14 protein-coding genes are annotated in these 13,816 nt (G+C 69.5%); 13 read left to right on the top strand and 1 reads right to left on the bottom strand.

The genetic code is table 11. The annotated features are described in order from the left end of the window. Positions 1 to 166 precede the first annotated feature (166 nt). From DAT37_RS19635 to DAT37_RS19685, 11 genes are all read left to right on the top strand, one after another. Positions 167 to 1,186 (top strand): amino acid ABC transporter permease, encoded by a 1,020-nt coding sequence (locus DAT37_RS19635; protein ID WP_109526261.1) that lies wholly within the window; start codon positions 167 to 169, stop codon positions 1,184 to 1,186. Continuing rightward, positions 1,183 to 1,968 (top strand): amino acid ABC transporter ATP-binding protein, encoded by a 786-nt coding sequence (locus tag DAT37_RS19640; RefSeq protein ID WP_109526262.1) that lies wholly within the window; start codon positions 1,183 to 1,185, stop codon positions 1,966 to 1,968. The genes DAT37_RS19635 and DAT37_RS19640 overlap by 4 nt, the downstream gene beginning before the upstream one ends. A 4-nt stretch (positions 1,969 to 1,972) precedes the next feature. Then, a complete protein-coding gene (locus DAT37_RS19645) occupies positions 1,973 to 2,962 on the top strand; it encodes an ABC transporter substrate-binding protein (protein WP_232839866.1) in 990 nt (329 codons plus the stop codon). Between the two features lie 5 nt (positions 2,963 to 2,967). After that, a complete protein-coding gene (locus DAT37_RS19650; RefSeq protein WP_109526395.1) occupies positions 2,968 to 3,492 on the top strand; it encodes a GNAT family N-acetyltransferase in 525 nt (174 codons plus the stop codon). A gap of 40 nt (positions 3,493 to 3,532) precedes the next feature. After that, on the top strand, positions 3,533 to 5,152 hold the full coding sequence (locus DAT37_RS19655; protein WP_109526264.1) for an ABC transporter substrate-binding protein: 1,620 nt from the start codon (positions 3,533 to 3,535) through the stop codon (positions 5,150 to 5,152). A gap of 3 nt (positions 5,153 to 5,155) precedes the next feature. After that, entirely contained in the window at positions 5,156 to 6,163 is a 1,008-nt protein-coding gene (locus DAT37_RS19660; protein ID WP_109526265.1) for an ABC transporter permease, read from the top strand. 41 nt (positions 6,164 to 6,204) lie between these two features. Next, positions 6,205 to 7,077, top strand: coding sequence for an ABC transporter permease (locus DAT37_RS19665; protein WP_109526266.1), 873 nt, complete (start codon positions 6,205 to 6,207; stop codon positions 7,075 to 7,077). Continuing rightward, the gene (locus tag DAT37_RS19670; protein WP_109526267.1) at positions 7,074 to 8,732 is read left to right on the top strand and encodes a dipeptide ABC transporter ATP-binding protein; all 1,659 of its coding nucleotides are present in this window, start codon (positions 7,074 to 7,076) and stop codon (positions 8,730 to 8,732) included. The genes DAT37_RS19665 and DAT37_RS19670 overlap by 4 nt, the downstream gene beginning before the upstream one ends. Then, positions 8,729 to 8,914, top strand: coding sequence for a hypothetical protein (locus DAT37_RS19675; RefSeq protein WP_109526268.1), 186 nt, complete (start codon positions 8,729 to 8,731; stop codon positions 8,912 to 8,914). The genes DAT37_RS19670 and DAT37_RS19675 overlap by 4 nt, the downstream gene beginning before the upstream one ends. Positions 8,915 to 9,176: 262 nt before the next feature. Further along, the gene (locus tag DAT37_RS19680; protein WP_109526269.1) at positions 9,177 to 9,986 is read left to right on the top strand and encodes a DUF1684 domain-containing protein; all 810 of its coding nucleotides are present in this window, start codon (positions 9,177 to 9,179) and stop codon (positions 9,984 to 9,986) included. After that, on the top strand, positions 9,983 to 11,134 hold the full coding sequence (locus DAT37_RS19685; protein WP_109526270.1) for an LLM class flavin-dependent oxidoreductase: 1,152 nt from the start codon (positions 9,983 to 9,985) through the stop codon (positions 11,132 to 11,134). The genes DAT37_RS19680 and DAT37_RS19685 overlap by 4 nt, the downstream gene beginning before the upstream one ends. A 3-nt stretch (positions 11,135 to 11,137) precedes the next feature. Here the strand turns inward: DAT37_RS19685 and DAT37_RS19690 are convergent, their stop codons facing one another. Then, complete coding sequence (locus DAT37_RS19690) at positions 11,138 to 12,139, bottom strand: methylenetetrahydrofolate reductase (protein WP_408637424.1); 1,002 nt, start codon at positions 12,137 to 12,139, stop codon at positions 11,138 to 11,140. Positions 12,140 to 12,379: 240 nt separating this feature from the next. Here DAT37_RS19690 and DAT37_RS19695 point away from each other — a divergent pair, with 240 nt between their 5' ends. After that, positions 12,380 to 13,552: a polyprenyl synthetase family protein gene (locus DAT37_RS19695; protein ID WP_109526271.1), complete on the top strand. Its 1,173-nt coding sequence runs from the start codon at positions 12,380 to 12,382 to the stop codon at positions 13,550 to 13,552. Then, complete coding sequence (locus DAT37_RS19700) at positions 13,549 to 13,752, top strand: hypothetical protein (RefSeq protein ID WP_109526272.1); 204 nt, start codon at positions 13,549 to 13,551, stop codon at positions 13,750 to 13,752. The genes DAT37_RS19695 and DAT37_RS19700 overlap by 4 nt, the downstream gene beginning before the upstream one ends. Positions 13,753 to 13,816: the final 64 nt, after the last annotated feature.

A 13,816-nucleotide genomic window follows, 5' to 3' on the forward strand; every position in this document is an offset into this window, starting at 1 on the left:
CCACCGCAGTGGCCACCGTTGGGGCCGTCGCCATGTCGACCAGTGCCGTGTCACCTCCACCGGCTGTCGCGGCTGACCGCCGCCAGATCGTGCGCCCGACGCTGGCCGGGTGCGGCGACCGCTGCCCGACCGGGGCGGTCGCGTCCGATGCTCGTAAGGACTCGCCATGAGTGCGCCGCCCGCCCCCGACGCCACCGCCCCGCTCGACGAATACGGTGCAGCCCCGCTCGATACGTCGACCGAACACCTGGTTACCGCGCCCGCGTCCTCGGACGCACCCCGCGTCGCGAAGGCGCGACACCCGTGGCGCTGGGTCGCGAGCGCGGCGGCACTGGTCGTGGTGGCGCAGTTCGCGCACGGGTTGGCCACCAATCCGGGCTGGGACTGGGGAACGTTCGCGCAGTATGTCACCGCGAAATCGGTGCTGTCGGCGCTGAAGCTGACCGTCGAGTTGACGCTGTGGGGCACCGCGCTCGGATTCCTGCTCGGTACCGCGCTTGCGGTGGCCCGCCTGTCGAACAATCCGGTGCTGCGGGTGATCTCGTGGGTCTACATCTGGGCCTTCCGTTCCATCCCGCTGATCGTGCAACTGCTGTTCTGGTTCAACATCGCCTACCTGTACCGCACGATGTCGATCGGAATTCCGTTCGGGCCCGCGTTCTTCAGCTTCGACGTCAACGGTGTCATCAGCGGGTTCACCGCGGCGGTGATCGGATTGGCGCTGCACCAGGCGGCGTACTCGGCCGAGATCATCCGGGCCGGATTCATCTCGGTGGACCCGGGCCAGCTGGAAGCCTCGGCGGCGCTCGGCATCCCGCGCTGGCGGCAGTTCCGCACGGTCGTGGCGCCGCAGGCCATGCGTTCGATCCTGCCGAACGCGAGCAACGAGGTGATCAGCCTGTTCAAGGGCACCTCGATCGTGTCGGTGATGGCGATCGCGGAACTCTTCTACCAGGTGCAGGTGATCTACGGCCGTAACGGCCGGGTCGTGCCGCTGCTGATGGTGGCCACCGTCTGGTACATCGTGCTGACCACGGCGCTCTCGATCGTCCAGTTCTACATCGAACGCCACTACGCCAAGGGCGCGCAGCGGACCACACCGCCGACACCGATACAGCGGTTGCGCGCGAAATTCCGCGAGATCGCCGCCATCGGCGTCGTCTCCCCGCGCGGAGCGACCCGATGAGCGCGGCCGGACAGGTCGAGACCTCGGCCGCCGTCGAGGTGCGCGGCGTGCGCAAGGCCTACGGAACCAGCGAAGTGCTGCGCGGTATCGATCTGACCGTGCGCGCGGGCGAGGTCGTCGCGGTGATCGGGCCGTCGGGTTCGGGTAAGTCGACGTTGCTGCGCGTGGTCAATCACCTCGAACCGCTGGACTCGGGCACCGTGCACATCGACGGTGAACTGATCGGATACCGCCTGCGCCGCAATGTGCTGTATCCGCTGCCGGATCGCGAGGTGCGTCGTCAGCGTTCCCGCATCGGTTTCGTGTTCCAGCAGTTCAACCTCTTCCCACATCTGACGGCGCTGGAGAACGTGACGCTCGCGCCGCTGTCCGCGCAGCGCCGCCCGCGCGCCGAGGTGGAACGCGAGGCGAGGGAACTGCTCGACCGGGTCGGTATCGGCGAATTCGCCGACGCGTATCCGCGCAGGCTCTCGGGCGGCCAGCAGCAGCGGGTGGCCATCGCGCGGGCACTGGCGCTGCGGCCGCAGGTCATCCTCTTCGACGAACCGACCTCGGCCCTGGATCCGGAGCTGGTCGGCGAAGTGCTCGACGTGATCCGCGATCTCGCCGACGGCGGCACCGCGCTGGTGATCGTGACCCACGAGATCGGCTTCGCCCGCGAGGTCGCCGACACGGTGGTGTTCCTCGACGCGGGCGTGATCGTCGAGCAGGGACCGCCCGCCGCGGTACTCGACAACCCCGAACATCCCCGTACCAGGGCCTTCCTGTCCAGGGTCCGCTGAAGTCATGAAATCCCCGACGACGAACAGGTATTCGATGAAGTTCACCGCCCTGGTCTCCGCGGCGGCCGCCGTGGCGCTGCTCGCCACCGGCTGCGGCACCGACCCCGAAGCGGAGCAGACCGTCCAGGGAACCGGATCGGTCACCTTCGACCTCAGCCCCGCGCAATCGGGCCGGGTGCGCACCGACAAAGTGGACGCCATCGCCGCCCAGGTGCCGCAGGTGATCCGCGACCGCGGGACCCTGATCGTCACCGGAGCGTCGGGGGCCGCGCCGCCGCTGCGCTTCTACTCCACCGACGACAAGACCACCGTCGGCTCCGAGGTCGATTTCGCCTCGCTGGTCGCCGATGTCCTCGGATTGAAACTCGAGGTGCAGGTGGCGGATTGGTCGCAGAATTTCGTGCGGGTCGACTCGGGCGCGGTCGACGCGTTCATCTCCAACGTCACGGTGACCGAGGAGCGCAAGGAGAAGTACGACTTCGCCACCTACCGCACCGACAATGTCGCCCTCGAAGTGCCGTTGGACGGCAAGATCGACTACAAGGACCGTAAGAGCCTGGCGGGCAAGCGGATCGGGGTCGGAAGCGGCACCAACCAGGAGCAGCTGCTGGTCAAGTGGAGCGAACAGAACCGCGCCGACGGTCTCGCGCCCATCGATATCGCCTACTTCCAGCAGACCACCGACTACTACCTGGCCCTGGCTTCCGGGCGGCTCGACGGCTACATCGGCCCGAACCCGTCGGCGATCTACCACGCCGCCACCGCGAAGCAGACCAAGATCGTCGCCACCTTCTCCGGCGCGGGCGAGGCGTTGCAGGGCGAAATCGGCGTGCTGACCAAGAAGGACAACGGCCTGATCACGCCGATCCACCAGGCCCTCGAACATCTCATCGCGAACGGCTCCTACCAGAAGGTCATCGACCGCTGGGGGCTGAACACCGAAGCACTCACCGGTTCGCGGATCAATCCGCCCGGCCTGCCGAAGAAGGGGTGAGCGCGGTGGCCCCACGTTTCCCCGACAACGGATTGCGGGTGCACCGCGTCGCCCAATCCGATCCGCTCGCCGCCCCGCTGCTGGCGGAGTTGGCGGTCGAGTACAGCACCCGGTACGGCAGATCCCCCGGCCAGGTGCACGCCTCGCTGGTGGAGTATCCGGCCGACGAGTTCGCGCCCCCGCACGGGGATCTGCTCGTCGTCACCCGGGATTCGGAACCGGTGGCCGGCGGCGCCTTCCAACGCCACGACGAGAACACCGCCGAACTCAAGCGCATCTGGACCTCACGCGAACATCGCAGGCAGGGGCTGGGCCGGTATGTCCTGGAGCAGTTGGAGGCCGAGATCGCCCGTCGCGGCTATCGGCGTATCTACCTGACCACCGGACCGCGCCAGCCCGAGGCCGTCGCCCTGTACCTGGCGGCCGGGTACACCGCGCTCTACGACCCCGATCTGCCCGCCGAGCAGATCGGCAAACATCCGTTCGAAAAATACGTGCGCGTCTCCGATTCCGTCGGAGCCGTGGCGTGAAACCGCCTCTCGACCATCTCGAAAACCTGGGAGTAACACAGTGATCCGATCCCGCCTCCGAATCGCGGCCATCGCCGCCGCCGTCACCGCGGCGGCGAGTCTGGCGGCCTGCGGCAGCGATTCGGGCAGTTCCGGTGGCGACGCCGGGCCGCCGCAGCCGGGCGGCACGTTGCGCTACGGCCTCTCCCAGGCGCCGACCTGCTCGGATCCGGCGCAGGCCGGCACCAACCAGACCATCTATGTCGCCAGGCAGATCGTCGACTCGCTGACCGATCAGGATCCGGCGACCGGCGCGATCACCCCGTGGCTGGCCCGCAGCTGGGAGGTGAGCCCGGACGCGACGGTCTTCACCTACCACCTCGCCGACGGTGTCACCTTCAGTGACGGCACCCCCGTCACGGCCGAATCCGTCAAACGCAATTTCGACGCGATCGTGAAGCTCGGCGGCGCGAAGGCACCGCTGGGCACCAGCTATCTGACCAACTACGTCGGCACGACCGCGGTGGACCGATTGACCGCAAGGGTCGAGTTCAGCAAGCCGAACGCGCAATTCCTGCAAGCCAGCTCGACCACGCAGCTCGGTCTGCTCGCCGACAGCACCACCGCGAAAACCGCCGAGCAGAGATGCGCGGGCGACAATATCGGCAGCGGGCCGTTCACCTACGCGGGCTGGCGTCAGGACGCCTCGGCGACGCTGGCCAAACGTGCCGGATACAACTGGGGCTCGGATGTCTTCGCCCATCGTGGTGAGGCGTATCTGGACCGCATCGAATTCACCGTCGTCCCCGAATCCGGGGTGCGCACGGGCAGTCTCACCTCCGGTCAGCTCGACGCGATCAGCGACGCGCTCGTCCAGGATGTCCCGCAGCTGGAGGCCGCGGGCGGCCGACTGCTGAGTACCCCCAATCCGGGTGTCACGTTCGGTTTGCAGCCCAATGTGACCCGGGGTCCGCTGCGCGATCCCGCCGTGCGCCAAGCGCTACTGCCCGCGATCGATAGGCAGCAGTTGATCGACACCGTGCTCGGCCCGCAGTTCAAGCCCGCCACGAGCGTGCTGGCCGCCAATACCCCCGGCTACAAGGATCTCTCGGCCCAGCTGAGCTACGACCCGGCCAAGGCGAAGACCCTCCTCGATCAGGCGGGCTGGACGCCGGGCGGTGACGGGATCCGGGTGAAGAACGGCGAGCGGTTGTCCTTCGGTGTGCTGTTCAGCCAGGTGTTCGGCGGTAACCAGGCGATTCTCGAACTCGTGCAGCAGCAGCTGCGCCAGGTCGGCGTCGACCTGAAACTGGACCTGGCCTCGATCTCCGAGGTGACGGCCAGACAGAACTCCAAGGACTTCGACAGCGTCTACTACAACTCGACCCGGGCCGACGGCGACATCCTGCGCACCTCGTTCGGGCTCGCGGGGCGTAATTTCAGTGCGCGCGAAGCTATTCCGGCGCTCGACGAAGTTCTCGACAGCCAGTTGAGCGCAGGCGACACCGCCGCGCGCGCCCAACTGATCCAGACCGCCCAGCAGCGCATCTTCGAGGCCGGTCTGTGGGTGCCCACGGTCGAACTCTCGCAGGCCATCGGCGCGGCCGGGACCGTGCGGGATCTCAAATTCGAGGCGTCGGCACGTCTGCAATTCTTCGACACCTGGTTGAGCGGGCGCTGACCCATGGCGCGCTATCTGGCCCTTCGAGTCCTGCAGGCGATCTGGGTGCTGTGGGCGGCGTTCACCCTCTCGTTCGTGGTGCTGTTCCTGCTGCCCGCCGACCCGGTCTCGATCGCGGCCGACGGGGGCGGCGCGGGCACCCCGGTCGACAAGGCCGCCGTCGCCGAACTGCAGGCACGTTACGGGCTGGACAAGCCGCTGTGGGACCAGTACCTGACCGCCCTCGGGCACGGGGTGCGCGGGGATCTCGGCCATTCCATCGTCACCGGTCAGCCGGTGACGCGGGCGATCGGCGACGCCCTGCCGGACACGCTCGCACTGGCCGGGCTCGCGCTGCTGTTCGCGACGGTGGGCGGGGTCGCGCTGGCTTTCGCCGCGACCTACACCCGGCGGCCGTGGCTGCGCAACGGGTTGGCCGCGTTACCGTCGCTCGGGGTCTCGGTGCCGACATTCTGGACCGGATTGCTGCTGCTGCAACTGTTCTCGTTCCACTGGCGACTCGCTCCCGCGTTCGGCGGGCACGGTTTCGCGGGCACGGTGCTCCCCGCGCTGACGCTGGCGGTCCCCATCGGGGCCGTCATCGCCCAGGTGCTCGCCGCCGGACTCGAATCGACATGGCGGCAGCCGTTCGTCGAGGTGGCACTGGCCAAGGGCGGGTCGCGCTGGTGGGTGCAGCGGACCCACGTGCTGCGCCCGGCCAGCGTGCCGACCTTCACCATCGCCGGTGTGCTCGTGGGCAATATGCTCGCCGGCTCGGTGGTGGTGGAGACGGTGTTCGCCCGTGCCGGGGTCGGCAGGCTGACCCAGACCTCGGTCATGGCCCAGGACATCCCCATGGTCCAGGGCATCGTGCTGTTCACCTCGGTGGTGTTCGTGAGCGTCAACCTCCTCGTCGACCTGCTCTATCCCCTGCTCGATCCGCGAATCGCGGGTAGGGCGCGGCGGGCGGGAGACCCGGTCGCCGAGACATCCACCGACAAGACCATCGAGGAGGTGGCGGTTCGTGTCTGAATCCTGCTACGACCCGTCGGGTGACACGGGGGTGACGGCGCATGGTCGACGTCGCTGAGGATTCCCGGCGCGCGACGCTGCCGCTGTCGATCCGCCCCGTGGTGCGGTGGCGGAGCCTGCTCGACAACGCCGGTCTGTTGGTCGCCGCCGCGGTGGCGCTGCTCGCCGTCGGCTGGGCGCTGTTCCCCTCGGTGTTCGCCGGTGGCGATCCGCTGACCGGGGTGCCCTCGGACAAACTCCAGGGGCCCAGCGCCGAACACTGGTTCGGCACCGACAATATCGGGCGCGACCTCTACACGCGGATGGTGCACGGGGCCGGGCTCTCGCTCACCGCGACACTGTCGGCGGTGGCGATCGCGCTGATCGCCGGGACGCTGCTCGGACTGCTGGCCGGGGCGGTCGGCGGTCTCGTCGACACCGCTATCATGCGCGTGGTCGACGTCCTGCTGTCGATTCCGTCGCTGCTGCTCTCGCTGGCACTGGTCACCGCGCTCGGCTTCGGCACCCGCAATGTGGCGATCGCCGTGGGTGTCTCGCTGGTCGCGAATTTCGCCAGGGTGATGCGCTCGGAAGTGCTTCGGGTCAGGCAGGCGACCTACGTCGAGGCGGCGCACGCGTCGGGCGTGCGCTGGTACACGGTGCTCGCACGGCACGTGCTGCCCAATTCCTATCAGCCGGTCGTCGCGCTGGCCGCGGTGGAATTCGGGATGGCGGTGTTGGCGGTCTCGGCCCTGAGCTTCCTCGGCTACGGCGCGAAACCGCCCACCCCCGAGTGGGGTTCGCTGATCTCCGAGGGCCGCAACTACCTCGCCACCGCGTGGTGGCTCACCACGCTTCCCGGCCTGGTGATCATCGCCGTCGTGATCGCCGCTCAGCGGCTCGGCCGCGCCGCGGGAAGGAATTCCGACCGATGAGTCGCTCACTCGACGTCGATATCGCACGCGCGGAGCGGGACACGCCCGCCGATGCCACCGCCCTGCTGCGCGTCGATGATCTGCGCGTGCGCTACCGGGGCGAGAACGGCCCGGTGACGGCACTCGACGGTGTCTCGCTGACCATCGCGAAAGGCGAAGTGGTCGCCCTGGTCGGCGAATCCGGTTCGGGGAAGTCGACATTGGCCCAAGCGGTGATCGGGCTGCTCGGGTCGGCGGGCGAGATCACCGGCGGCACCGTGGTTTTCGACGGACAGCCGGTGCGCCCCGACGACGAGCGCAGGCTGCGCGGGTTGCGCGGGGCCAGGATCGGTTTCGTTCCGCAGGATCCGGGACTGTCGTTGAATCCGGTGCGCCGCGTCGGCGACCAGGTGGCCGAAACGCTGATCGTGCACGGCATCGCGGACCGGCGCTCGGCCCGTGACCGCGCACTGCGGCTGCTCGCCGACGCCGGACTCGACCGGCCGGAACTGCGCGCGAGCCAGTACCCCCACGAACTGTCGGGCGGGCAACGCCAGCGGGTGCTGATCGCCTCGGCGCTCATCGCCGAACCGGATCTGGTCATCGCGGACGAGCCGACCAGCGCGCTGGACGCCACCGTCGCGCGCCGGGTGCTCGACCGGCTGGCCGAGCAGACCGCGGCGCGCGGCACGGCCGTCCTGCTCATCACCCACGATCTGGCCATCGCGGCCGAACGCGCGGATCGGGTCGTGGTGCTCGAAGGCGGCGAGATCGTGGAATCCGGGCCGACCTCGACGGTGCTCCGGCACCCGCGCCACCCGTACACCAAGCGGCTGTTCGCGGCGTCGCCGAGCCTCGCGCCGTTCGACGGTTTCCGTCCGGCCCGCGCCGACGCCGGTCCCCCGCTGCTGACGCTGCGCGAGGTGCACAAGAGTTTCCGCGCGCGCGGCGCGACGGTGACGGCGGTCTCCGGTGTGGGATTCGAGCTGGCGCGCGGTGAGACCCTGTCGCTGGTCGGCGAATCCGGTTCGGGTAAATCGACCACGGCGCGTATCGCGTTGCGTCTCACCGAACCCGACAGCGGCACCGTGACCTTCGACGGCCACGATCTGCACAGTCTGCGCGGGTCGCGGCTGCGACGGCTGCGGCAGCGGTTCCAGGTCGTCTACCAGAATCCGTACGCCTCGCTCGACCCGCGCTGGCGGGTGGCGCGGATCGTGGAGGAACCGTTGCGCGCCTACGGTGTCGGCGACAGCGCGCAGCGGCGGGCGCGGGTTCGGGAACTGCTCGATCAGGTCTCCCTGCCCGGCGGTTACGACCAGCGCCGTCCCGCGGAACTGTCCGGCGGACAGCGTCAGCGCGTCGCCATCGCCCGCGCGCTCGCCCTGCATCCGGATCTGCTCGTCCTCGACGAACCGGTCTCGGCGCTGGACGCCTCGGTGCAAGCCCAGATCCTGGAACTGCTCGACCGCCTGCAAACCGAGTTGAACCTGAGCTACCTGTTCATCTCCCACGACCTCGCGGTGGTGCGCCGCATCAGCGACCGGGTGGCGGTCATGCGTCACGGCCGCGTCGTCGAGACGGGGACGACCGAGGCGATCTTCGACAACCCGCGACACGACTACACCCGCGAACTGCTCTCCGCCATTCCCACACTCGAGGACTCGCGTCGATGACGAATTCCGATCAGCACCCCGGTCGACCAGCGATATCGGCACGCCTGCGCGCGTTCTTCCGGGCGCGCACGCGGTCGGAATCGCGTTCGGCCCTGTGGCATTCCGCGTACCTGTTCGCCCCCGATCTCGCGGGCGCCGCCGGGCCCACGGCGCACCGGCTCATCGATTGGGAGGCGCGATGAGCACGTCGATCCTTCTCACCCGCCGGCTGGCCCCCGGTTCCTGTCGGCGGTCCCCGATCCGCGCGCGCCCGGCGACAATGCCGCCACGGCGCCTAAACCGGATCTGCCGCGGAGTCACCACTGCCTCGCCGCCCACCGGCCACACGGGGTCACCCCGTCCGGCATCACCGCGGCCCCGCGACCGGCATCGTCTCGGCCCCCGCCACCTCCGGATCCTCTCATTCACTCGTATCCGCCCAGTCCACGAAGGAGCCCCAGCGTCATGACCACCACCACCGCACCGCATTTCGAGACCGAGTGGGCACATTGGCACAGTGACCGGGAGGAACGACTGCGCGACCCGCTCGGCTTCCTGAGCCTGACGGCGCTCATCTGGCTCACCGATCAACCCGAGCGCCTGCCCGACCTACCCGGCACCTGGTGGGTGACCGACAACAAGGTGTTCATCACCGCCCGTCCCGCCGACCGCCTGGTCCACGAGGGCGAGAGCATCGCGGGCGTGCAGATCCTGCGGCCCGCCGAGGGCGCTCCCGGGCTGCACGTGCGCCACGAGGGCCGGGTGCTCGAAGTGATCCGGCGCAGCGGTCGGTACGCGGTGCGCGTGCACGATCCGGCGGCCCCCACCCTGCGCGCGTTCACCGGCGTCACCTCCTACGCTCCCGATCGGCGCTGGGTGGTGACCGGCCGTTTCCTGCCCTTCGACGAGCCGCGCACCCTCACCACCGGCGCGGTGGTGGACGGTCTCGAACACCACCACACCGCCGTCGGGACCATCGAATTCACCCTCGGCGCGGTGACCGAGAAGCTCGTCGCCTTCGGCACCCCGAACGACCTGCGGGTGCTGTTCACCGACGCGACCAGCGGCGTCACCACCTACCCGGCGGCGCGGTCGCTGTCGGTCGGCGCGGTCGGCGACGACGGCACGGTCGTCCTCGATTTCAATCGCGCGGCGAATCTGCCCTGCGCCTTCACCGATTTCGCGACCTGCCCGGTGGCGCCGGAGCAGAACCGGCTGCGCATCGCCATCGAGGCGGGCGAGCAGGATCCGAAGCTGGGCGGTGCGCGCGCATGAGCGTTCCGCTGTCCATCCTGGATCTGGCCCCCGTCAGCGCCGGATCGACACCGCAGCAGGCGTTGCGCAACACCGTCGAACTCGCCCAGCGGGCCGAAGAGTGGGGCTACCACCGCTATTGGCTGGCCGAACATCATTTCGTCGCGGTGGCCAGTTCGTCATCGATCACCCTCATCGGGCTGGTCGCGGCGGCTACCTCGCGCATCCGGGTCGGATCGGCGGCGGTCCAGGTCGGTCACCACACCTCGGCTTCCATCGTCGAGGCGTTCGGCACGATCGACGCCCTCTACCCGGGTCGTCTCGACCTCGGTCTCGGTCGTTCCGGACATCGGCGCGCGCAGTTCGGCAGCGAACCCTCCCACCCCAAGGTCGGACGGCCCGTGGTCGACACGGTCACCGGCCGGACCAGGATCGTCGACGGCGTCGTGGTGCCGCCGCCGTTCGAACCCGGCCGCATCGTGGACCGGACCAAATTCCTCGCCTCCGTGCACGCCCTGCAACAGCAGGGCGCGCAACCGCCGGAATTCTCCGACCAGGTGGACGAGGTGCTCGCCCTGCTCGACGGCACCTACACGACACCCGACGGTGTCGCCCTGCACGCCGTCCCCGGTGAGGGCGCGCAGGTACAGGTGTGGTTGTTCGGCAGTTCCGGTGGCGCGAGCGCGCAGGTAGCGGGCAGTCTCGGACTGCCGTTCGCCGCGAACTACCACGTCTCGCCGGGCACCTCACTCGAAGCGGTCGAGGCCTACCGCGCGGCATTCCGGCCGTCGCGGTATCTGAGCGAGCCGTACGTGGTCGTGTCGGCCGATGTGGTCGTCGCCCCCGACGACGCCACCGCCCGGCACCGCGCCTCGACCTACGGGCACTGGGTGCACAGCATCCGGTCCGGCGCGGGCGCGGTCGAATACATCGATCCGGACACGGCCACCCCGCTCACCGCCGACCAGCGGCGTCTGGTCGACGACCGACTGGCGACCCAGTTCGTCGGCTCACCGGCCACGGTGGTGGAACGGCTGTCCGCGCTGCGGCGGGTCACCGGCGCGGACGAACTGCTCGTCACCAGCGTCACCCACGATCACGAGCAGCGACTCGAATCGCACCGCCTGCTGGCCGACGCCTGGGGGCTGAGTTCGGCCAAGGCCGCGTGACGCTCAGGCGCTGAGGGGCGCCGCGGTGACGCCGTAGCCGAGGTTGGTCAGCACCTCGCTGGTCGCCTTGGCGAAATTCAGGGTGATGAAGTGCAGGCACGGCGCGCCCTCGGCGATGAGACGCTGCGCCATCTCGGTGGCGATCTGGATGCCGACCTCGCGCACCGCGGCGCGATCCTCTTCCTTACCCTCACCCGCCGCGCGCCGCAGCCGGGTGAGCACCGAATCGGGCAGCGGACGGCCGCACAGTTCCTCGGCGCGCTCGACGGTGCGCAGCGAGGTGATGGGCATCAGCTCGGGGATGATCGGCTTGGCGCCCTCGATCGGATCGAAGGCCGCGAGCCGATCGCGCAACCGCAGGTAGTGCTCGACCTCGAAGAACATCTGGGTGATCGAGTATTCCGCGCCCGCGCGTAATTTCGCCGCCAGGTATTCGGTATCGCACGCCAGGTCGGGCGAGCGGTGGTGTCCCTGCGGGAACGAGGCGACACCGACGTGGAAATCGCCGAGATCGCGCACGATGCGCACCAGTTCGTCGGCGTACTCGACACCCTCGGGGTGCCTGCGCCACTCGCCGAGCGGATCACCGGGCGGATCGCCGCGCAGCACGAGGATGTTGCGGATTCCCGAATCGGCGTAGGAGCCGACCAGCGAGCGCAGTTCCGCCACGCTGTGACCGACCGCGGTCAGATGCGCCACCGGCAGCAGGGTGGTCTCCTGCGCCAGCTGGCCGGTGACCCGGACCGTGCGGTCCTTGGTCGATCCGCCCGCGCCGTAGGTCATCGAGACGAAGGCCGGATGCATCCGCTCGAACTCGCGGACCGCGCGCCACAGCCTGGCCTCACCCGCCGCGTCGCGCGGCGGGTTGAACTCCACCGAGAACGGCACGGAACCGCCCGAATGCGTCCGCAGACTCCGCACGACCGAGGGGGTCCCCGAGACGATCGGCGGCGTCGGGGACGGGCTCCCAGGGGTCGGGCGTCCCGGGACGGAATCGAAAGTCACCGACCCAGTGTAGAGGTGCGGTCGGACCCGTAGGGCAGGCCCGTGGACAGGGCGAGTGCGCACGTGGCGCGCGACAGGTGTACCGCGCGCAGGCGTGCCGGACAGCACGGGTATTCTAGACAACTGGGCAGTATCCTCGCGGCGGCCCGGATCACGCACGGTGTGCATGGCATCGAAACGGCACGCCCGAGCACGACGAGACCTTTCGCCGCGCGCCGCGCGGCACCACCGAAATGACCCCTGGAGGTTGCACTGTCCGCCGGATCCGGTACTCCGACGCGAACCCCGTCGGCGGCGCTCCACGGACCCGCCGACTCGACCGGGGCACCGTCGGCGACCCTCGGGTCGGCCGCGTTCGTCACCGCCACCGAATCCGCGCTCGACGAGTTCTTCGCCTCCCGCCGCGACACCGTGGCACAGCTCGGCCCGATCTTCGTCGACGCCGCCGAAGCGCTGCGCCAGTTCGTCCTTCGCGGCGGCAAACGCACCAGGCCCGCTTTCGCGTGGATCGGCTGGCTCGGCGCGGGCGGTGACGCCGACGGCCCCGACGCGGCGGCGGTGACGAACGCCTGCGCCGCGCTGGAACTCGTCCAGGCCTGCGCGCTCATCCACGACGACATCATCGATGCCTCGCGCACGCGGCGCCGTTTCCCGACCGTGCACGTCGACTTCGAACAGCGCCACCGCGAGCGGGGCTGGGCGGGCGAGGCCGACCGGTTCGGCACCAGCGTGGCCATCCTGATCGGCGATCTCGCCCTGGCCTGGGCCGACGACATGGTCCACGCCTCCGGCCTCGATCCGGCCGCCATCACCCGCTTCGCACCGGTCTGGGCGCTCATGCGCACCGAGGTGCTGGGCGGACAACTGCTCGACATCAACGGCCACGCGGGCGGCGACGAATCCGTCGACGCCGCGTTGCGCATCAACCGCTACAAGACCGCCGCCTATACCGTCGAGCGACCGCTGCACCTCGGTGCCGCGATCGCCGACGCCGACCCGGCCCTGATCGCGGCCTACCGGGAATTCGGCACCGATATCGGGATCGCGTTCCAGCTCCGGGACGACCTGCTCGGGGTGTTCGGCGATCCCGAGGTCACCGGCAAACCCTCCGGCGACGATCTGCGCGAGGGTAAGCGCACCGTATTACTGGCAGAAGCGCTGCAGCGCGCCGACGCCACCGACCCGCTGTCCGCGAAACTGCTGCGCACCAGCCTCGGCACCGATCTCGGCGCCGAGGAAGTAGAACGCGTACGCGCCGTACTCACCGATCTCGGCGCCGTCGACGATGTCGAACGCCGCATCGCCGATCTCACCGATCGCGGCCTCGCCGCCATCGAAACCAGCTCGGCCACTTCCTCCGCCAAGAAGACCTTGCGCGCGATGGCACTGGCCGCAACCAGGAGGACCGCATGAAAGCCGTCATGGGACCAGCCGATCGCGCCATCGCCGTCGGCGCAGGCCCTGCCCCTCGCACCACGGGAAAGCGTCGCCGCACCGTCGTGCAGACGGAACGCCGGTTGATCATGGCCGCGGGCCTGCCCGCGCGCCGTGCGATCCGACTACCTCGTTCCTGCGCCGCGACACCGGTCGAAGAGCGCACCGACGACGAGTGAAACCCGTTGCGGGAGAAAATACTTCCGCAACACTTCGGCCTCGGCGGAGCGCATTCGCACCGTC

This window comes from Nocardia aurea (genome assembly GCF_003123685.1).
Classification (GTDB): domain Bacteria; phylum Actinomycetota; class Actinomycetes; order Mycobacteriales; family Mycobacteriaceae; genus Nocardia; species Nocardia aurea.